We start from the raw sequence: 21428 nt of genomic DNA on the forward strand, positions 1-21428 counted from the left end.
CCTGTTGTTTTGTTTGCCGCACTCTAGCAGTACCGCCTGCCGGGTTACGTGACCTGTCACGCCAGAATTACGACCTGACAAGCGCCCGCCGGCCACTCTGCACGCTCTGCATGCCGTTTGGCAACGCTGCATTTTCATGTGTAACCAGCACAAAGTCTTACTACCGTCAGTCTCAGTCCGATAGCCGCGCCGCGAGGCCGACGCTTATAATTTCCGGGCATTTTTTAAGGTTATTACGATAACCACCCGCAACACGCATTCAATCGGATAGGGATATGACGATGAAATTTGACGCCATCATTATTGGCGGAGGCAATGCTGGATTCGGTGCCTCTTCAATTCTTGCCGCCGCCGGCCAGAAACTGGCCTTTATCGAGCAGGCCGAATTCGGTGGGACCTGCCCGAATCGTGGCTGCACACCTAAAAAGGTGCTGGTGGCTGCGGCCAAATCACTCGAGGAGATCAACAAGGCCAGCGGCCACGGCATCAGCGTTTCAGCGCCAACCATCGACTGGACCCAGCTGATTGGCCGCAAAGACCAGATGATCGACTTCATCCCGGGTGCCATGCTCGGCGTGGCCGAGAAGCGCGGCACGGTATTCACCGGCAGCGCCAAGTTTGTCGGGCCCAACGAAGTTGAAGTCAACGGTCAGGTCTTGCAGGCCCGCAACATCATCATCGCCACCGGCTCGAAAACCCGCCCGCTGCCAATCTCCGGCGCGGAACTGATGATGACCTCCGACGATGTACTGGCCAATACCGAGTTGCCCAGGGAAGTGATCTTTGTCGGTGGCGGCGTCATCGCCCTGGAATTCAGCCACGTCTATGCGCGTGCCGGGGTCAAGGTGACGATTCTCGAGGCGATGCCGCAATTACTGCCGCGCCACGATACTGATGCCGTCGCCGCCTTGCAAAAGGCCACCGAAGCGCTGGGCGTAAGCATCATGACCGACGTCAAAGTGATGAAGATTGCGCGCGACGGTGAGCTGCTCAGCGTGCATATCGAGCATCAGGGCAAGTCGCTGATCCTCACGGCCGATGCGGTGGTCAATGGCGCCGGGCGCGTCGCCAACATTGACGATCTGGACTTGAACGCCGGCAATGTCGAGCACAAGGGTTATTCGATTCAGGTCGACGAATTCTTCCGCTCAACCAGCAACCCAGCCGTTTGGGTCGCCGGTGACGCCGTCGCCAGCACCGCTCAGTTGTCGCCAATCGCCACCATCGAAGGCCAGGTGGTTGCGCGCAACATTCTTGAAACCCCGCAACACCAGACCGACTATCGCGTGTTGCCCACAGCGGTTTACACCATTCCGGCGCTGAGCAGTGTCGGCCTGACCGAGCAGCAGGCCATCGATGCCAAGCTGAATTTCGAGGTTATCAACAGCGACATGAGCGGCTGGTTCTCCAGCAAGAACGTGCTCGCCGAACATGCGTGGGCGAAGATGATTGTCGATAAAGACACAGACATGATTGTAGGGGCGCACATGCTCGGGCATCAGGGCGAGGAGTTGATCAACCTGATCGCCATGGCCATGCGTTTCAACATCACCCGCAGCGAGTTGAAGGGCCAGTTGTTCGCGTATCCAACGTTCAGCTCCGACCTGAAAAACCTGATGTAATCCTGTGTTGCAGGGCAAAGGCTCCTGGTGATCAGGGGCCTTTTTTATGCGGGAAATGTACGTGTGCGCACCGTGGTCTCAAGCACTCACCAACATAATCCCAGCCACTTGCTGCAAGCGTCGGGTGAGTCGATCAAGCAACTCGCCACCGTTGCGCCAGTGGTGCCAGTAGATCGGCACATCAATCGGCTGATCGGCCACCAACTCAATCAACTCGCCACGCGCCAACTCGGCCTGCACCTGCAGTTCTGGCATCAGGCCCCAGCCCAGCCCTGCGCAGGTCATGCGCACAAAACCTTCGGAGGATGGACACAGGTGATAAACAAAGCCGCCGTTCACGCCCAACGCGGCCATGTAACGATGCTGTAGAAAGTCATCCGGGCCGAAAACAATGGCCGGCACCTGCGCCAGTTTTTCAGCCGTCACCCCTGAACTGAAGTGACGCGCGATAAACTCAGGGCTGGCGAATGCGCGATAACGCATGGCCCCAAGCAGCACGCTTCTGGCACCCGCAACCGGCCGCTCGCTGGCGCAAATACACGCTGCCACATCGCCGCCGCGCATGCGCTTGAGCCCGACGTCCTGATCCTCGACAACCAGATCGAACACCACGCGGTTATCCGCACAGAACTGCGCCACAGCTTGCGCCCACCACGTGGCGAGACTGTCGGCGTTGAGCGCCACGCGCAAACGCTCCGGCAAACCTGCCTCGTTGAGCGCCGGCACCTGTGCCTGCAAATCGCGCTCAAGCAATCGCACCTGCTGCACATGGTTGAGCAGGCGCCGACCGACTTCAGTGGCTTGCGGAGGCGTTTCGCGCAACAACACCGGCTGGCCCACACGCGCCTCGAGCAACTTGATGCGCTGGGATACAGCCGACTGCGACAACCCGAGCATTTGCGCGGCGCGCTCGAAACCGCCCTGCTCGACTACAGCGGCCAGCGCCGCGAGTAACTTGTAATCAAACACATCATTTTTCCTTATATAGGATCAGCATAATTAATTTCTCTTATACATCGAGACACGGCACATTAGCCAGCAAACCAAGCCCCTGAAACTGACTGATGGAGTTAGCGCAATGCCCGCAATCACCGACTTGAGCGAACTGTTAAAGCACATGAAGCCACTGCTCAATACCGGTGAATATGTGTTTTGCAGCATTGCCAGCCGCGCGCAACTGGGTGCTGTCGAGCCGCTGGGCAGCTTTCGTGAAAGCGAAGGTCTTACCGTGATTGTTGAACGTGAACAGGCGCAAGAACTGGGCTTGAACTTCGACTATGTGGCCGCCTGGCTGACCCTTGAAGTGCATTCGGCGTTGGCCGCTGTTGGGCTCACCGCCGCCGTGGCCAAAGCGCTGGCGGATGCCGGAATCAGCTGCAACGTGATTGCCGGTTTTTATCATGACCACCTGTTTGTCGATCACGCGCAGGGTGCGCGGGCACAGCAGGTGTTGCAGCAACTCAGCGAGGGGCAGTAATCATGTGGCAGAGCTATAGCAACGGCATATTGGTTGCCATCGGCCTGATCATGGCGATCGGGTCGCAAAACGCATTTGTCCTGGCCCAGAGCCTGCGCCGCGAGCATCATTTGCCCGTGGCGATGCTGTGCATTGCCTGTGATGCCATTCTGGTGACTGCCGGCGTATTCGGGCTCGCCACGTTACTCAGCCAAAGCCCGACGTTAATGGCCATCGCGCGCTGGGGCGGCGCGGCATTTTTAATCTGGTACGCAAGCCAGGCACTGCTGCGCGCATGGCGTCCGCAAGCGCTGGATGAAAATGGCCAGGGCACTCCGCGGCCGTTGAAGGCGGTCCTTCTGGCGGCGCTGGCAGTGACCTTGCTCAACCCGCATGTGTACATAGACACGGTATTGCTGATCGGCTCGCTGGGTGCCCAGCAACCAATGCCGGGGGCCTATGCGCTGGGCGCCGCCAGCGCCTCGATGATGTGGTTCATGAGCCTGGCGTTTGGCGCGGCCTGGCTTGCACCGTGGCTTGCGCGCCCGACTACATGGCGCCTGATCGATCTGGCTGTGGCCGCCATGATGCTGACCGTCGCTCTGCAACTGCTGCTCAATCCGGTATAAGGCGAAAACGCACGCTATTGGCGGGCATGCAACTGTTATCCCACACAGTTGTCGCGTGGTTATGCGCCCTTTCCGATGCTATGATCGAAGATTCGCGGCACAGGGACGCCAAAACGCCCGCCGCTTTGTTTGGCCGCCCGTGATCGGCCTTGCGAACATCGCCCCAGACCTGACTAGGAGATAATCATGGCTTTCGAATTACCGGCCCTGCCGTACGAAAAAAACGCTCTTGAGCCGCACATTTCTGCGGAAACTCTGGATTTTCACCACGGTAAGCACCACAACACTTATGTGGTCAACCTGAACAACATGGTTCCAGGTACCGAGTTTGAAGGTAAGTCGCTCGAAGAAATCATCAAGACTTCTTCTGGTGGTGTTTTCAACAACGCCGCACAAATCTGGAACCACACCTTCTACTGGAACTGCCTGAGCCCTAACGGCGGCGGCGCTCCAACTGGCGCACTGGCTGACGCGATCAACGCGGCTTTCGGCTCGTTCGACAAGTTCAAGGAAGAGTTCAGCAAGACTTCCATCGGCACCTTCGGCTCTGGCTGGGGTTGGCTGGTGAAGAAGGCTGACGGTTCCCTGGCTCTGGCCAGCACCATCGGCGCAGGCTGCCCGCTGACCAGCGGCGACACCCCGCTGCTGACTTGCGACGTGTGGGAACACGCCTACTACATCGACTACCGCAACGCGCGTCCTAAGTATGTTGAAGCGTTCTGGAACCTGGTTAACTGGGACTTCGTAGCGAAAAACTTCGCCGCCTAAGTTTCAGCCCAGAGAAGCCCGGCTCAGGCCGGGCTTTTTTATGCCCGGAGAAAATTGCCGACGTCATGGCTGCCCTACAGTTGTTTGAAATTTATATTCAAGTCTCAGGCACTATGAACCGATACGCAGACGGGGATTATTCAATTTTTGCACCCTGCTGCAACGGGTAAACGTCTGGCGTTTTAAGCCGAACATTTATAGCCACGACCTTTGACGACACCGGGCAGTTTGCCAATACTGCAAAGAGCCGAATCGCAACGCTCTGAAACAAGGATTGCTATTTGAAGCAGGATCGCAAAAACAGCTTGTCACTCAAACTGCTCGGAATGGTTTTGTTCTCTGCGCTTATCGTGGGTGTCGTTCTGAGTTGTGCGCAAATTGTCTTTGACGCCTATAAAACGCGTCAGATGGTGACCAATGACGCCCATCGAATTCTCGACATGTTTCGCGACCCTTCCACGCAAGCGGTGTATAGCCTCGACCGCGAAATGGGCATGCAGGTAGTCGAGGGTCTGTTCAAACATGAATCCGTGCATTACGCGGCGATTGGCCACCCGAATGAGCCGATGCTGGCCGAAAAAACCAGGCCATTGCTCGACCTGCCAACGCGCTGGTTAACCGACCCGATTCTCGGCAAAGAGCAAACCTACAACACTCAGTTGGTGGGTCGCAGCCCGTATAACGAATACTACGGCGACCTGCGCATCACGCTGGACACGGCGGTGTATGGCGCCAACTTCATCACCAACTCCGGCGTGATCTTTATTTCCGGGGTGCTGCGCGCGCTGGCGATGGCATTGGTGCTGTATCTGGTTTACCACTGGCTGCTCACCAAGCCGCTGGCAAAAATCATCGAGAACCTGAGCAATATCAATCCTGACCGTCCGAGCGAGCACAAGCTGCCCATGCTCAAAGGCCACGAGCGCAACGAACTCGGCCTGTGGATTAATACCGCCAACCAACTGCTCGCCTCGATTGAGCGCAACAGTCAGCTACGCGACGAAGCCGAGAGCAGCCTGCAACGCATGGCGCAGTTCGACTTTCTCACCGGCTTGGCCAACCGCCAGCAGCTGCAAAACCAGCTTGATCAGATTCTTCAATCTGCAGGCCCGGCGCAACGTCGGGTGGCTGTGCTGTGCGTGGGTCTGGATGACTTCAAGGGCATTAACGAGCAGTTCAGTTATCAGGCCGGCGACGCCCTGCTGATGGCTCTGGCTGATCGCTTGCGCACCCACAGCAGCCGCCTTGGCACGCTGGCACGCTTGGGCGGCGATCAGTTTGCACTGGTGCAGGCCGGCATCGGGCAGCCTTATGAGGCGGCCGATCTGGCCCAAAGTATTCTCGACAGCCTGGAGTCGCCGTTTCAGGTCGATGGCCAGGACGTGCTGCTGCGCGCCACCATCGGCATCACCCTGTTCCCGGAAGATGGCGATAACACTGAGCAGTTGCTGCAAAAAGCCGAGCAGACCATGACGCTGGCCAAGTCGCGTTCGCGTAACCGCTTCCAGTTCTACATTGCCAGTGTCGACAGCGAAATTCGGCGCCGTCGCGGGCTCGAAAAGGATTTGCGCGAAGCCCTCTCGCTCAATCAGTTCTATCTGGTGTTCCAACCGCAGATTGAATACAAGCACAACCAGATCGTCGGGGTTGAGGCGCTGCTGCGCTGGTCTCACCCGGAGCACGGGCTGATTCCACCGGATCAATTCATTCCGTTAGCCGAAAGTAACGGCCAGATCACCGCTATTGGTGAGTGGGTGCTCGACCAGAGTTGCCGCCAACTGCGCGCGTGGCACGACATGGGTTTCAACAACCTGCGCATGGCCGTCAATCTTTCGACCGTGCAGCTGCACCACGCCGAACTGCCTCGCGTCATCAGCAACCTGATGCAGGTTTACCGCCTGCCGCCGCGCAGCCTTGAACTGGAAGTCACCGAAACCGGCCTGATGGAAGACATCAGCACGGCAGCCATGCACCTGCACAGCCTGCGCCGCTCCGGCGCGCTGATCGCGATTGATGACTTTGGTACCGGCTATTCTTCGCTCAGTTACCTGAAGAGCTTGCCGCTCGACAAGATCAAGATCGACAAAAGCTTTGTGCAGGATCTGCTGGATGACGAGGACGATGCGACCATTGTGCGCGCCATCATCCAGCTCGGTAAGAGCCTTGGCATGCAGGTGATTGCCGAAGGGGTCGAGACGGTTGAGCAGGAGCGCTACATCATTGCCGAAGGTTGCAATGAGGGTCAGGGTTACTTCTACAGTCGCCCCTTGCCGGCGCGTGAGCTAACCCCGCTGCTGCGTCAGGCGCAGCGCAACAGCCCTGGCGCCAAACGGGTCAGCCAAGCTGATGCGCTAGTTGCCCAGGATCCAGGCAAAGCCTAACGCACCGGCAATACACACCGCCGCGCCCGCCGCTGCCTGCCAGTACAACTGGCGGGCCAGCTCATCTTCACCGGCACACGACAATATGAAGGGCTGCGACTCAAGTGGCTTGGCCATGTGATGCTGGTCAGGCTTGAGGCTGTCGGCACGGTGCAAGTCTTCGGCTTCGAGTTGCGCGGCAAGGCGCACCCGATTCCATTCCTGCTCGTCCAGTTGGCCATTGCCGTCGGAGTCAAAGCGCTGCAGCAAACCGCTGAAGTCACTCTTCCAGTGACGAATCACCTCGGCCTGACGGCGCTGCAAATCCAGCCCCTGACGCCCACCGCCACTGCTGCGAAAATCACCAATGGCGTATAACGGCTGGCCAACGTGCAGGCGCTCTTCAATGTAGCGATAGCGCTTGCCCATGCTCAGGAACGCCGTGAGTCCGGACTTTTGCGGACCACGCGGATGGCGCAAACTGCCTTTCCAGATTTCCCGGGTTACCGGCCGGACTTCAGCGCCCTGCGGATTGATCAGGCACTCGCCGGTGCCGTCACTGAGCTGCAACCAACTGTCGCTGACGCCACTTTCAACCGGCCGCCAACTCTTTTTGTTGTCATCGCCGACATACTCTTCGATCCTGAATCGCCACCACTGGCAAGGCTTGCCGGTTAATGGCGCGATAACTTCAGCGCCTGCACAGGCCTGTAACACGCCGTAGAACTCGACATAGCCTTGCGCGGCCGAGCGAATTTTCGAGGTGGGCGTGTCGAGCAAGTGCCGCGCCTGCGCATAACGCCGCATGAACCACCAGCCGCCCGCCACTGCGGCCCCGACAGTCAGGCCCATGCCGATCCAGGCACCTTCAATTCCCATGGACTAACTGAACAGTGATTTGAGGTTGACGTCGGCCTTCTCGGCCTCAGTGAATTGCAGCAACTCTGCCGGTTTGAACGCCATCGCCCGGGCGATAAGAACATCTGGAAACTGCTCGATGCGCACATTGTTGAGGTTGACGGACTCGTTATACAGCTCGCGGCGATCCGCAATACCGTTTTCCAATCCGCTGATGCGCTGCTGCAAATGCTTGAAGCTTTCGTTGGCCTTCAGCTCGGGATAGTTCTCGGCCAGCGCAAACAATTGCCCGAGACCGGCGCGCAAACCACTCTCGGCTTTGCCCAACGCCCCGACATCGCCTTGCTGCCGCGCAGTGGAAACCGCCTGACGCGCATTGATCACCTGCTCAAGCGCGGTGCGCTCGTGCGCCATGTATTGTTTGCAGGTTTCTACCAGCTTCGGCAGCTCTTCGTGACGCTGTTTTAGCAACACATCAATATTCGCCCACGCTTTGCTGACGCCATGCTTGAGCCGAACTAAAGCGTTGTAGAGGGAAATGGCATAAGCCACGAGCAAGACCAATACAACAATCACGGCGACGCTAAACAAACTCATGCGGGTTTCTCCTTAACCTCTGCAATTAGGCAGTAGTGGCATTCTAGCGGCATCGAGACGCTTGCATAGCGTGATACTTCACGAGTTTTATGCGAATTAATCGCAACAAGGCTTTACAGGTAATGCAAATCTTTCGCATTATGTTGGCAATTCGCAAGCAGTTGCTGCTTGTTCATCACTTTCAACCAACAAAGGATGTCGTCATGATTCGTCTGCCCCTGGCTTCTGCCAGCCTGCTAGCTATCGCCATTTCCCTCGCCGGTTGTGGCGAAGACAAGGCACCGGCGACCCAGGCCGCTGCCCCGGCTCCAGCCCCAAGCGCCGCCCCGGCAACTCCGGCAGCCACCAGCAAGGTTGATGAGGCTGCTGCCAAGGCAGTGGTCAACCATTACGCCGACATCGCACTCGCTGTATTCAGTGACGCCGCCAGCACCGGTAAAGAACTGCACGCGGCAATCGACGCGTTCCTCGCCGAGCCGACCGATGCCACCCTTAAAGCTGCACGCGAGGCATGGGTCACTGCTCGCGCACCGTACATGCAGAGCGAAGTATTCCGTTTCGGCAACCCGGTGGTTGACGACTGGGAAGGCCAGCTGAATGCCTGGCCGCTCGACGAAGGCCTGATCGACTACGTAGCCAAAGACTACCAGCACGCGCTGGGTAACCCGGGCGCAACCGCCAACATCATCGCCAACACTGAAATTCAGGTCGGTGAAGATAAAGTCGACGTGGCTCAGATCACGCCTGAAACATTGGCCAGCCTGAATGAGCTGGGCGGTTCGGAAGCCAACGTTGCGACCGGCTACCACGCCATCGAATTCCTGCTCTGGGGCCAGGACCTGAACGGCACCAATCCGGGTGCTGGCGAGCGTCCTGCTTCCGACTTCATCGTCGGTGAAGGCGCCACTGGTGAGCACAACGAACGCCGCCGCGAATACCTCAAAGCCGCTGCCGATCTGCTGGTCAGCGACCTCGACGAAATGGTTGCCCAATGGCAGCCAGGCAAGCCGGACAACTATCGCGCCAGCCTTGAGAAAGACAGCGCTGAGAACGGCATGCGTAAAATGTTCTTCGGCATGGGCAGCCTGTCTCTGGGCGAACTGGCCGGTGAGCGCATGAAAGTTTCGCTGGAAGCCAACTCGACTGAAGACGAACAGGATTGCTTCAGCGACAACACCCACAACGCGCATTTCTATGACGCCAAAGGTATCCGCAACATCTACCTCGGCGAATACAAGAAAGTCGACGGCAGCACACTGACCGGCCCAAGCCTGTCGTCGCTGGTGGAGAAAGTTGATCCGGCAACCGACAAGACCCTGAAAGATGACCTGGCCAACACTGAAGCCAAGTTGCAGGTTATGGTCGACACCGCCGAGAAGGGCGAGAAGTACGACCAAATGATCGCAGCCGACAATGCTGAAGGTAACCAGATCGTACGCGACGCAATCGCTGCACTGGTCAAGCAGACTGGCGCCATCGAGCAAGCCGCTGGCAAGCTCGGCATCAGCGACCTGAACCCGGATACTGCTGACCACGAGTTCTGATCGGTCCGTGTTATCCATAGCCGGCGCGCGTAAAGCCCGCCGGCTTTTTTATGCCTGAAATAGGTATGGCCGGCGCGACAAATCGCCCCTAATCGTCTTGGTAACGCAAATCGCTCTTATTTAAATTCAGCCAAACTGCTAAGATTGCACGCCCTGTTCAACACGGTTCAGCTGAATGTTGGTCACCCTGCGTCAATCGTTTGCACTGCTAGCCATCGGCCTTTCTCTGGGACTGAGCGGCTGTGACCAAGCACCACAATTCACCCAGGCTGAACCCGGCGAAGCCCTTTCTGGCGGCAGCACTACCGTGTTCAAAACCGACCACAATGCGTTCTCGCTGCCCTCGGCCAATCTCTCGCCGCTGCGCCGTCTCGACTTCAGCGTGGGCAATAGTTTCTTCCGCAATCCCTGGGTCATCGCCCCGGCCACGACCATTGCCCGTGACGGCCTTGGCCCGCTGTTCAACACCAATGCCTGCCAGAACTGCCACATCAAGGACGGTCGCGGCCATCCGCCTGCCCCGGGAGCAGTCACCGCCACCTCGATGCTGGTACGCCTGTCGATCAGCCCCACGGCGGACCAAGCGGCAATCATCGAACGTATGGGCGTGGTCCCCGAGCCAACTTACGGCGGCCAGTTGCAAGACATGGCCAATCCCGGAGTCGCACCTGAAGGCAAGGTTCGAATGAGCTACAGCCATGAACAGGTCAGCTTCGAAGACGGTTTCACGGTCGAGTTACGCAAGCCCTCGTTGCAGATTACCCAACTCGGCTACGGGCCGATGCATCCCGACACCATGATGTCGGCACGTGTTGCCCCACCGATGATCGGCCTCGGCCTGCTGGAGGCGATTGCCGATGACGACATTCTCGCCAATGCCGACCCGGACGACGCCGACGGTGATGGTATTTCCGGGCGCGCCAATCAGGTGTGGGATGATGTGCAGGGCAAAACCGTGCTGGGCCGATTCGGCTGGAAAGCCGGCCAACCCTCACTCAATCAGCAAAATGCCCACGCCTTTGCCGGTGATATGGGCCTGACCACCAGCCTGCTTCCCCGCGATGACTGCACCGTGGCGCAGCAGGACTGCCTCGACGCGGTTAACGGTGGCGAGCCTGAGGTCACTGACAAGCTGCTCGGCAGTATCCTGTTCTACAGCCGCAACCTCGCCGTACCGGCGCGTCGCGACGTTGACTCAGCTGAGGTGCTGGCCGGCAAGAACCTGTTTTTTCAAGCCGGTTGCCAGGCTTGCCATACCCCCGCATTCACCACCCGCAGCGACGCGGCAGAGGCGGAGTTGGCAAATCAGTCTATTCGCCCATACAGTGATCTTTTGCTGCACGACATGGGCCCGGGCCTGGCAGATAACCGCCCGGAATTTCTCGCCTCTGGAAGTGAATGGCGCACGCCGCCACTCTGGGGAATCGGCCTGACCGAAGCCGTTAACGGCCACACCCAGTTTTTACACGATGGCCGCGCGCGCAATCTGCTCGAAGCCATACTCTGGCATGACGGCGAAGCGGCCGATGCCAAGCAACACGTACTGACCTTTTCTGCCGGTGAGCGCGATGCGCTGCTGGCCTTCCTGAACTCGCTGTGAGGAGCTGCGCATGATGCGTTCACCATTCACCATTGCCCTTGCGGGGTTGGCGCTCAGTGCCTGCTCGCAAACCGATCCGCAACAGACCACCAGTGCAGCGTTGACGGAAGGCGTGTTGGTCCCTGCCTACAGCAGCTGGGTTGAAACCAATCGCCAACTGGCCAGCAGCGGCGCGGCGTTCTGCGCCGACCAACAGGATTTGGCCACAGCACGTCAGGCCTTCCTCGGCGCACAAAGCGCTTGGGCGGGTTTGCAGCCGATGTTGGTAGGGCCGATGGGCGAAGGCAATTTGTCGTGGCAGGTGCAGTTCTGGCCAGACAAAAAGAATCTGGTCGCGCGCCAGGTCACGGCGTTGCTCAACAAAACGCCGCAAGTCACCCCGGCCATCCTCGACAAATCCAGCGTCGTGGTGCAAGGCCTGACAGCGTATGAATACGTTCTGTATGACACCTCGATTGACCTTAACGACCCGGCGCAGAAGGCACGTTACTGCCCGCTGCTCACCGCAATTGGCGATCATCAGCAGGCCTTATCGACTCACGTGCTGGAGCAATGGCAAGCCGAGGACGGTATTTCGGCGCAGCTCAAGACCTTCCCGAATGAGCGTTACGCCGAGCCGACCGAAGCCATTGCCGAACTGTTACGCACCCAGGTCACGGCCATCGACGGCCTGAAGAAAAAGCTCGGCACGCCAATGGGCCGTCAGTCCAAGGGCACCCCGCAGCCGTATCAAGCCGAAGCATGGCGCAGTAATGCCAGCATGAGCAATGTCTCGGCTACGCTGGCCGGTGCCGAGAAAATCTGGCACGGCGCCAACAACGATGGCATCCAGGCCTTGCTCGGCGATGACAATAAGGCGCTGAAAGACAAGATCGACGCGGCCTATGCCGAGACCCGCGCGCAACTGGCAACGCTGCAACGACCGCTGAGCGAAATGCTCAAGGACGAACAGGGCCGCAAGTCGCTGAACGACTTCTACGAAACCCTGAACATTTTGCACCGCCTACACGAAGGCGAGCTGGCGCGAACCCTTGGCATCCAACTTGGCTTCAACGCAAACGACGGAGACTGAATGAAACGCAGAGCTTTCCTCGGCCTTGGCGGTTTGGCCCTCGCTGCGACCGCAATGGGTGGCTGGACCCTGATTCACAACGGCCCGCAACCGCTGCTGGTTTCAGCGCGCAATAACGCCGACGGCAAACATTACGCTGTCGGCTATACACTCGACGGCAACGAGGTATTCGCCACGCAGGTGAATGAGCGCTGCCACGATGTAGTGCCGCACCCGCAGTTGCCAATGGCCTTGTTTGTCGGACGTCGCCCCAGCACCGAGAGCTATCTGATCGACACCCGAACCGGTGAATTGCTACAGACCCTGACCTCGCCCGCCCAGCGTCACTTCTACGGCCACGGCGCGTTCCATGCCGATGGCCAGTGGCTGTACGCCACCGAAAATGACACCTCCGAGCCGGGCCGCGGGGTGATCAGTGCTTACCGGTTGCAAGGCAAGCAGTTGATCCGTGACCACGAATTGTCCACCCACGGCGTTGGCCCGCATCAATTGCTCTGGCTGCCAGACAACGAAACGCTGGTGGTTGCCAACGGCGGCATCCGCACCGAGGCCGAAAGCCGCGTCGAGATGAACCTCGACTCGATGGAACCCAGCCTGGTGTTGCTCAAGCGCGACGGCTCGCTGATCAGCAAAGAGCAGCTGCCAGAGCGCATGAACAGCATCCGCCACCTGGCTATTGCCGCCGACGGCACCATTGTCAGCGGCCAGCAGTACATGGGCGAGATCACCGACAAGGCGCCACTGGTGGCGATCAAGCGTCCGGGCGAAGCCTTCCAGCCCTTCCCGCTCGGCGAGGAGCAGCGTCTGGTCATGCACCAATACACCGCCAGCGTGGCGATCAACAGCGAGCTGCGCTTGCTGGCCATGACCGCGCCGCGCGGCAATCGGGTGTTTATCTGGGACCTCGACACGGGCGCTGTGCGCCTTGATGCAGCGCTGCCGGATTGCGCCGGCGTCGGCGCAGTCGAACAGGGTTTTGTGGTCAGCTCCGGTCAGGGCCGTTGCCGTCTGTACGACTGCCGTCAGCCAAAAATCGCCGTACAACCTCTGCAACTTCCCGCCGGGCTTTGGGACAACCACCTGCGTCTGGCCTGACGCTCGCCTCTCAACATGACCGTCAGTCGGCGCCCGCTGACTGACGGGTCATGCGCATTAAAGAGTTTGGCCTGCCGGCCGACAACTGGGCTCGACCTCTTCGCGACACTTGCAGCACAACACGGAAGTTAGACCCGCGCCGAAGACTTTGCCTAATTTCCTACCCGAGGCGCATACCATGCCCCTGATGCATTCTCTGCGAGCACAAATCCTGTCGTTGCTTGGCGCCAGCCTGATCCTGATTCTGCTGATCGCGCTGTTCTGCTTCTCGTTCATGTCCAACAGCATGCAAGCCTACCGCGACCTGATTGACGGCCCGCTCCTCTCATCGCGACTGGTGAACGAGGCCAATGTTGAGTTCAAGATTCAGGTGCAGGAATGGAAGAACGTATTGCTACGCGGCAAGAACCCAACGGATCGCGACAAGTACTGGCAGCAGTTTCAAGCTCAGGAAAGCAAGGTTCAGCAAACCCTCAAGCAGCTGGCTCAGAGCGCTGGCGAGCAAGGTGATCCGGCATTGCGCGCGCAAACCGACAAACTCATCAGCGAACACCTGAACATGGGCCAAGCCTATCGTCAGGGTTTTAAGGCGTTCAGTGAGGCCGGCGCCGACCCGGCAGCGGGTGATGCAGCCGTAAAAGGCATTGACCGCGCCGCCAGCGAGCAGATGGATCAACTGGTTGCACAGCTCAGCACAGCCAGCCAGAAACGCTCGCAACTGATCAGCGATGAAGCCCATCAGACCCTGACGCTGGGCGTCGCCTTCATGCTGATTGCCAGCGTTGTTATCGGCATGGCCTGCCTGTGGTTACTCAACCGCAGCCTGATCAACCCGATCGGCCAACTGGTCGAGTACATCGCCCAGCTCAGCCGGGGCAATTTCGCCAAGCGCGTCGATGCCAGTCGCAAAGACGAACTGGGCAAGCTCGCGGTGGCCGCCAATACCCTGCGTGACTTCCTCGCCGAGACGTTCAGCCAACTGAAATCCAGCACCGGCAATCTCGACAGCGCCAGCAGTGAACTCGGTTCTATCGCCGCGCAGATGTCGCAAGGCACGCGAGACCAGTTCTCGCGCACTGATCAAGTCGCCACCGCCATGCACGAAATGTCGGCAACCTCGCAGGAAGTCGCCCGCCATGCAGGCGAGGCTGCAAATGCCGCCGACGATGCAGATCGCTCAGCGCAGCAAGGCGGCGAAGTGATGCAGGCAACCATTGAAACCATCACCTTGATGAGCCGCGAAATCTCCACCACAGCCGAGGTGACCCGTCAGCTCGAAGACGACTGTGGCCGCATCAGCAAGGTGCTTGAAGTCATCCGTGGAATTGCCGAACAAACCAATCTGCTGGCCCTGAACGCAGCAATTGAAGCCGCGCGCGCAGGCGAAGCCGGACGCGGATTTGCCGTGGTCGCCGATGAAGTGCGCACGCTGGCGCAGCGCACGGCCGAGTCTACTGCCGAGATCAATCAGATTATTGATACCGTACAAACCGGCGCAAGCAATGCCGTGCGCGCCATTGAGAATGGCCGTAGCCGCAGCGACCGTGGTCTGGAGCAAGTGATCGAGGCTGGCAGTGCACTGCAAAACATCACCGCCGCGATTGAAGCCATCCGCGACATGAACCGTCAGATTGCCACGGCGGCAGAAGAGCAAACGGCCGTCGCGGAAGACATATCGCGCAACCTGACCGAAATCACCACCATCGCCAGCGCCAATGAGAAAACCGTGCAGCGCACTGAAAGTGCCAGCCACAACCTGCATCAGTTGTCTGCCGGATTGGGCGAAGTCACCCAACGCCTCAGCGCCTGACCGATAAGCAAGGGGCGCCTGCAACTGCGCGCCCTTTGTGCACAACTGCGCCGAAAACGCTACAACAGCGGTTTAGAAATGCGTAAAGAGTCAGCCTCTTACACATTAACTGGGCGTGTGACGCAACACGAAACCAATTCCTTCAGCCAGGCTTTGACTTGCCTGACGACCGGCACTACTGTTCGTCTTTGGTAATTTTTTCAGGCTGTGCCTGACCTGCCAGGGACGAGAAACATGCTGCTTCGCCGTATGCTCATGATGTTGGGCGCCGTTTTAATCGTTGTACTTGCACTGGGTGGTTACAAGGGCTACTCGATTTATCAGCAGGTTCAGCAATTCTCCAAACCCAAACCTGCCATCAGCATCACGGCTGCCACAGCCGAAAAGCGCCCTTGGCAGCAGCGTTTGGCCGCCATTGGTACGCTCAAGGCGTTTCAAGGCGTCGACCTCACGGTTGAAGTGAGCGGGATCGTGCGCGATGTTCTGTTCACCTCGGGCCAGCACGTCAACAAGGACCAGCCACTGGTGCAACTCAACAACGAAGTTGAGCAGGCCAATCTGGCCACCGCCCAGGCCAACCTCAATCTGGCCCGTGTCGAGTACAACCGCGGCAAGACCCTGGTCGGCCGGCAGAACATCTCGAAAAGCGAATTTGATCGCCTCGCGGCTCAACTGCAAACCTCGCAGGCCAGTGTTGATCAGATCAAAGCCCTGCTCGACAAAAAACGTATTCTGGCGCCATTCAACGGCACCATTGGCGTCCGCCAGATTGATGTGGGTAACTTCCTCGCATCCGGCACCCTGATTGCCACGCTGCAAGACACCTCCCAGCTGTACCTGGACTTCTACTTGCCTGAGCAATCGGTGCCCAAGCTGCATCTCGGTGAAACCGTACAGTTCAAGGTGGCCGCCTACCCGGATGAGCACTTCACCGGTGAGATTGCCGCGATCAACCCCAAAGTCGAAGACACCACCCGCAACGTACTGGTGCGCGCGCAGTTGAAAAACCCCGGCAATAAACTCTTCCCCGGCATGTTTGCCAGCCTCGATGTATTGCTGCCCGAGTCACCGGATCAGGTTCTGCTGCCCGAGACAGCGGTGGTTTATACGTTGTACGGCAACTCGGTCTACGTGATCAGCGAGCAGAAAGATGACGATGGCCAAGTTGTTAACGATGACAACGGCCAGGCCAAACTCGTGGTCGAACGCCGCATCGTCGAGACGGGCGAGCGCCGCGACGGTCAGGTGGTTGTCCTAGACGGGCTTGAACCGGGCGAGCGCGTTGCCGCCACCGGCCAGCTCAAGCTGGATAACGGCGCCCATGTGAGCATTGTCACCGAGCCTGCCAGCAAAGCCACCAAACAATAAAAGCAGCCAAGCACCCAGAGATTTCCGGGTGCTTTACGCATTACGTTTCAGCACGCCGATGCTGATCGAAGGGAAATAGCCATGGCTTTTACCGACCCATTCATACGCCGCCCGGTGCTGGCGACTGTTGTCAGCCTGCTGATCATTCTGCTGGGTTTTCAGGCGTTCAGTAAGCTCACTATCCGTGAATATCCACAACTCGAAAACGCCCTGATTACGGTGACTACGGCTTATCCCGGGGCCAACGCCGAAACGATTCAGGGTTATATCACTCAGCCGCTCCAGCAAAGTCTGGCCAGCGCTGAGGGCATCGATTACATGACGTCGGTGAGCCGGCAGAACTTCTCGATCATCTCAATTTATGCCCGCATCGGCGAAGACAGCGACCGCCTGTTTACCGAGCTGTTGGCCAAGGCCAACGAGGTCAAGAACCAACTGCCACCGGCTGCCGAAGATCCGGTGCTGTCGAAAGAAGCCGCCGACTCTTCGGCGCTGATGTACGTAAGCTTTTACAGTGACGAGCTGAGCAACCCGCAGATTACCGATTACCTGTCGCGAGTGATCCAACCCAAACTCGCCACCCTGCCCGGCATGGCCGAAGCCGAGATTCTGGGTAATCAGGTGTTTGCCATGCGTTTGTGGCTGGACCCGCGCAAGATGGCGGCATTCGGCGTCAGCGCTCAGGACATCAACGATGCCGTGCGCAAGTACAACTATTTGTCTGCGGCGGGCGAGGTCAAGGGCGAGCTGGTGGTCACCAGTATCAACGCCGAAACCGATCTGAAATCGGAAGCTGCGTTTGGCGCGATTCCAGTCAAGACCGAGGGCGACTCGCGGGTATTGCTGCGTGATGTCGCGCGGGTTGAGATGGGCGCAGAGAACTATGACTCGATCAGCTCATTTGACGGTATCCCATCGGTTTATATCGGCATCAAAGGCACGCCCAGCGCCAACCCGCTGGATGTGATCAAGGAAGTTCGCAAGGTCATGCCGGAGCTTGCCAAAGAGCTGCCGTCGAACCTCAAAGTGTCGATTGCCTACGACGCCACGCAGTTCATTCAGGCCTCGATTGATGAGGTAGTGAAAACCCTCGGCGAAGCCGTGATCATTGTGGTGATCGTGGTCTTCCTGTTCCTAGGCGCGCTGCGCTCGGTATTGATCCCCGTAGTGACCATTCCCCTGTCGATGATCGGCGTGTTGTTCTTCATGCAACTGATGGGCTACTCGATCAACCTGTTGACATTGCTGGCCATGGTACTGGCGATCGGCTTGGTGGTGGACGATGCGATTGTGGTGGTGGAAAACATTCACCGCCATCTCGAAGAGGGCAAAAGCCCGCACGATGCGGCGATAGAAGGCGCCAGAGAAATTGCCGTGCCGGTCATTTCAATGACCATCACGCTGGCAGCGGTGTACGCGCCAATCGGTTTTCTTGAGGGCCTTACCGGGGCACTGTTCAAGGAATTCGCCCTGACGCTGGCGGGCGCAGTGGTGATCTCGGGTATCGTCGCGCTTACCTTGTCGCCGATGATGTGCTCCAAGCTGCTGCGCCATGAAGAGAACCCTTCTGGCCTCGCCAACAAACTCGACAGCATTTTTGGCGCCCTGAAAAGCCGCTATCAACGCGCGCTGCACAGCACACTTGAAACCCGTGCAGTGGTTTTGGTCTTCGCCATTTTGGTGCTGTGCCTGATTCCGGTGCTGCTCAAGTTCACTAAATCCGAACTGGCGCCCGAGGAAGATCAAAGCATCATCTTCATGTTTTCCAACGCCCCGCAGCCGACCAACCTCAATTATCTGAACCAGTACACCGATCAGTTCCTGCCGATTTTCAAGGACATCCCGGAGTACAACTCATGGTTCCAGATTAACGGCTTCAACGGCGTGCAATCCGGTATCGGCGGCTTCCAGCTCAAGCCCTGGGATCAACGCTCGCGAAGCCAGATGGAGCTTCTGCCGGAGCTGCAAGCCAAGCTTGATCAAGTGCCTGGCCTGCAAGTATTCGGCTTCAACCTGCCCTCCTTGCCCGGCACGGGATCTGGCTTGCCATTCCAATTCGTGATCAATACGCCGAACGACTATGAGTCACTCCTTGCGCTGACCAACACCATCAAGGATCGCGCAGAAAAGTCAGGCAAGTTTGCCTTCCTCGATGTGGATCTGGCGTTCGACAAGCCGGAAGTGGTGGTCGAGATTGACCGCGAAAAAGCCGCGCAAATGGGCGTATCCATGGAGGATATCGGCGTTACTCTGTCCAGCCTGCTGGGTGAAGGTGAAATCAACCGTTTCACCATCGAAGGCCGCAGTTACAAGGTGATCGCGCAGGTGGAGCGCGAATTCCGTGACAGTGAAGTGTGGCTGAACAAATACTACGTGAAGAACGCCAAAGGCCAGATGTTGCCCTTGTCGACACTGGTGACCGTGAGTGATCGGGCGCGGCCGACCCAGCTCAACCAGTTCCAGCAGCTCAACTCGGCGATTATTCAGGGCTTCCCGATTGTGAGCATGGGCGAGGCCATCGACACGGTGCGCCAGATCGCCGAGGAAGAAGCTCCGCCCGGCTATACGTTCGACTACGCCGGCTCATCGCGCCAGTTCATTCAGGAAGGCAACGCGCTGTACGCAACATTCGCCCTGGCACTGGCGCTGATCTTTCTGGTACTGGCTGCGCAGTTTGAGAGCTTCCGCGATCCGCTGGTGATCATGGTGACCGTACCGCTGTCGATTTGCGGCGCGCTGATTCCGCTGTTCCTGGGCTTTTCGAGTATGAATATTTATACCCAGGTCGGCCTTGTGACCCTGATTGGTCTGATTACCAAGCACGGTATTCTGATTGTCGAGTTCGCCAACCAACTACGCCGCGAGCAAGGCCTGAATCGTCGTCAGGCTATCGAGGAAGCCGCAGCGATACGCTTGCGACCCGTATTGATGACCACTGCCGCGATGGTATTCGGCATGGTGCCGCTGCTTTTGGCCACCGGCGCCGGTGCGGTCAGTCGTTTTGATATAGGCTTGGTCATCGCCACCGGCATGTCAGTGGGCACCCTCTTCACACTGTTCGTGCTGCCGTGCGTGTACAGCTATCTGGCAACGCCGGATGCACACAGCAATGAAGTGAGCGCCTGAGCTGACTGTGCTACGGGGTAATTCACTCTTGCCCCGCAGCGCAGCGTTTGTCGCGGATCAGCTTACTTCTTGCGCAACACATAAACCCGCCACATGGCGTACCCGGGCAAGAAGTCCAACTTATCCTGAACGGTAAAACCTGCTGCCCTGAACTCAGCCTCGGCAGTGATTGCCGGCAACACAAAACGGTTTTTCTGAGCCTTCCAACTCGGGTCCTGGTCACGTTTGCGTTCCAGGCGCTTACGCCGCCATGACTTAAAGTTGCCATCGACCCAAAGTGACACGATCACACTGTCACGCGACACCCGGTGCAGTTCGTGAAGCATGGCCATGCGGTGCTCGGCGCTGCCGATGTGATGCAGCAGGCGCATGCAAAACACACTGTCTACCGCCTTATCCGCCAGGTCGATCGCGAACACTGACGTCTGCATTGTTGTAACACGTGCAACAACATCGGCAGGTTGCGCCTTGCGCGCCGTTGCAAGCATGTCTGACGAGTTGTCGGCGGCGATTATCCTGCGCCCCGGTTGCTCCGCCAGCATGGGCCAGAAACGCCCGGCACCACAGGGCAAGTCCAGCACCGACTGTGGGTTGCCGGCACGCTCCAGCGCCTTGCGGCCGATAGCAATGTCGCGCTGGTGCGACATGCGCCGCCACATGCCCTGCTTGTGTTTGGTTAAATATTGCTGACTGTGCTGCTCATCGTACTTGTCGGAAAACGGCAGCTTGATAGAACGACTCATAGAGGCACTCCCAGAAAATAATCACCTGATTATTCCGGTGCCGCTGTGAAAATCTCATCAAAGGGATATCAACTGAATGTCAGAACCAAGGCCATTAGTCGGCTCAGACTCTTGAGACGCAGACAGGACGTTTTCGCGTAAACCGTCAGGAGAAAACAGCGCTGAACTGAATCATCAGCGCCAGGCAATCAGAGCATGGCGCGCATGGGGCAAACCCAAGATGCGCGCCAAACCCAACATATTTAGCAGTGGCGCTGCGGGCTGCTTAGCTGTCGCCGCGCATGGCCTGAGACATGCCAAACATGAACAACAACAGGTCTTTGTCCGGCACCGCAGAGGCGGCTTGGCGCACGTGCGGAGGCGCAGGGCAATAGCCCAGGGTGTTTTGGGTCAGGACTTCTGCTTGCGGCTCTTGCCAGGCCGCAAAGGCGGCGGAGGCGACAGCTAGCGCGCCAACCAAAAACACACCTCTAGCAATTTCTAACTTCATATCCGTAACCTCTTGATAGCGCTGCCAAACGCTGTGAATTCACCGTAGATCAAAACTTTGCTACTCATCCAACTAAGCGACGAGTGGTATGACAGTCAACGGCGAGAGCAGCACCTCGTACGAGGCTGGCCTAGCAAATGGATAGCTGTGAACCCATTTCAGCCAGCTAAGTTCAAACTATTTCAGGAATACTCCTACAGACAAAGTAAAAATTGCGTTAAATGGTTCTACCTTCTGACCAACGCGCTGGTGTGTCCGCCACTTTTTCGCAGGCAATAAAAAACCCCGCG

17 protein-coding genes are annotated in these 21428 nt (G+C 58.2%); 12 read left to right on the plus strand and 5 right to left on the minus strand.

Translation table 11 applies throughout. The annotated features are described in order from the left end of the window. Positions 1–275: 275 nt before the first annotated feature. Complete coding sequence (locus FEZ62_RS11500) at positions 276–1622, plus strand: NAD(P)/FAD-dependent oxidoreductase (protein ID WP_172927734.1); 1347 nt, start codon at positions 276–278, stop codon at positions 1620–1622. 78 nt (positions 1623–1700) lie between these two features. Here FEZ62_RS11500 and FEZ62_RS11505 read toward each other — a convergent pair whose 3' ends face one another. Next, positions 1701–2591, minus strand: coding sequence for a LysR family transcriptional regulator ArgP (locus FEZ62_RS11505; RefSeq protein ID WP_150548553.1), 891 nt, complete (start codon positions 2589–2591; stop codon positions 1701–1703). A gap of 109 nt (positions 2592–2700) precedes the next feature. Here FEZ62_RS11505 and FEZ62_RS11510 point away from each other — a divergent pair, with 109 nt between their 5' ends. The 4 genes from FEZ62_RS11510 to FEZ62_RS11525 all read left to right on the plus strand — a co-directional run bounded on the left by FEZ62_RS11510 (position 2701) and on the right by FEZ62_RS11525 (position 6856). After that, positions 2701–3099 (plus strand): ACT domain-containing protein, encoded by a 399-nt coding sequence (locus FEZ62_RS11510; RefSeq protein WP_150548552.1) that lies wholly within the window; start codon positions 2701–2703, stop codon positions 3097–3099. A gap of 2 nt (positions 3100–3101) precedes the next feature. Continuing rightward, a complete protein-coding gene (locus tag FEZ62_RS11515) occupies positions 3102–3707 on the plus strand; it encodes a LysE/ArgO family amino acid transporter (RefSeq protein WP_172927735.1) in 606 nt (201 codons plus the stop codon). A gap of 186 nt (positions 3708–3893) precedes the next feature. Continuing rightward, a complete protein-coding gene (gene sodB / locus FEZ62_RS11520) occupies positions 3894–4475 on the plus strand; it encodes a superoxide dismutase [Fe] (RefSeq protein ID WP_069897824.1) in 582 nt (193 codons plus the stop codon). 281 nt (positions 4476–4756) lie between these two features. Next, positions 4757–6856 carry a GGDEF domain-containing phosphodiesterase gene (locus tag FEZ62_RS11525; RefSeq protein WP_172927736.1) on the plus strand — a complete coding sequence of 700 codons (2100 nt, stop codon included), beginning with the start codon at positions 4757–4759 and terminating at the stop codon, positions 6854–6856. Here the strand turns inward: FEZ62_RS11525 and FEZ62_RS11530 are convergent. Continuing rightward, complete coding sequence (locus tag FEZ62_RS11530; RefSeq protein WP_242454945.1) at positions 6827–7687, minus strand: E3 ubiquitin ligase family protein; 861 nt, start codon at positions 7685–7687, stop codon at positions 6827–6829. The genes FEZ62_RS11525 and FEZ62_RS11530 overlap by 30 nt on opposite strands. 30 nt (positions 7688–7717) lie before the next feature. Next, complete coding sequence (locus tag FEZ62_RS11535; protein WP_172927738.1) at positions 7718–8290, minus strand: LemA family protein; 573 nt, start codon at positions 8288–8290, stop codon at positions 7718–7720. A 203-nt stretch (positions 8291–8493) separates the two neighbouring features. Here FEZ62_RS11535 and FEZ62_RS11540 point away from each other — a divergent pair, with 203 nt between their 5' ends. From FEZ62_RS11540 to FEZ62_RS11570, 7 genes are all read left to right on the plus strand, one after another. Then, the gene (locus FEZ62_RS11540) at positions 8494–9834 is read left to right on the plus strand and encodes an imelysin family protein (RefSeq protein WP_172927739.1); all 1341 of its coding nucleotides are present in this window, start codon (positions 8494–8496) and stop codon (positions 9832–9834) included. Positions 9835–10009: 175 nt separating this feature from the next. Continuing rightward, a complete protein-coding gene (locus FEZ62_RS11545; RefSeq protein ID WP_172927740.1) occupies positions 10010–11434 on the plus strand; it encodes a di-heme oxidoredictase family protein in 1425 nt (474 codons plus the stop codon). A 10-nt stretch (positions 11435–11444) separates the two neighbouring features. After that, positions 11445–12506 (plus strand): imelysin family protein, encoded by a 1062-nt coding sequence (locus FEZ62_RS11550; RefSeq protein WP_172927741.1) that lies wholly within the window; start codon positions 11445–11447, stop codon positions 12504–12506. Further along, positions 12507–13601: a DUF1513 domain-containing protein gene (locus FEZ62_RS11555; RefSeq protein WP_172927742.1), complete on the plus strand. Its 1095-nt coding sequence runs from the start codon at positions 12507–12509 to the stop codon at positions 13599–13601. Between the two features lie 178 nt (positions 13602–13779). Then, the gene (locus tag FEZ62_RS11560; RefSeq protein ID WP_172927743.1) at positions 13780–15411 is read left to right on the plus strand and encodes a methyl-accepting chemotaxis protein; all 1632 of its coding nucleotides are present in this window, start codon (positions 13780–13782) and stop codon (positions 15409–15411) included. A gap of 234 nt (positions 15412–15645) precedes the next feature. Then, a complete protein-coding gene (locus FEZ62_RS11565) occupies positions 15646–16779 on the plus strand; it encodes an efflux RND transporter periplasmic adaptor subunit (protein ID WP_090513007.1) in 1134 nt (377 codons plus the stop codon). An 81-nt stretch (positions 16780–16860) separates the two neighbouring features. Further along, positions 16861–19905 (plus strand): multidrug efflux RND transporter permease subunit, encoded by a 3045-nt coding sequence (locus FEZ62_RS11570; RefSeq protein ID WP_172927744.1) that lies wholly within the window; start codon positions 16861–16863, stop codon positions 19903–19905. Between the two features lie 62 nt (positions 19906–19967). Here the strand turns inward: FEZ62_RS11570 and FEZ62_RS11575 are convergent, their stop codons facing one another. Continuing rightward, a complete protein-coding gene (locus FEZ62_RS11575; protein WP_172927745.1) occupies positions 19968–20648 on the minus strand; it encodes a class I SAM-dependent methyltransferase in 681 nt (226 codons plus the stop codon). Between the two features lie 265 nt (positions 20649–20913). Then, a complete protein-coding gene (locus FEZ62_RS11580; RefSeq protein ID WP_069897835.1) occupies positions 20914–21138 on the minus strand; it encodes a hypothetical protein in 225 nt (74 codons plus the stop codon). Between the last annotated feature and the right edge of the window lie 290 nt (positions 21139–21428).

Source organism: Pseudomonas sp. MS19, from assembly GCF_013277615.1.
GTDB lineage: Bacteria > Pseudomonadota > Gammaproteobacteria > Pseudomonadales > Pseudomonadaceae > Aquipseudomonas > Aquipseudomonas marincola.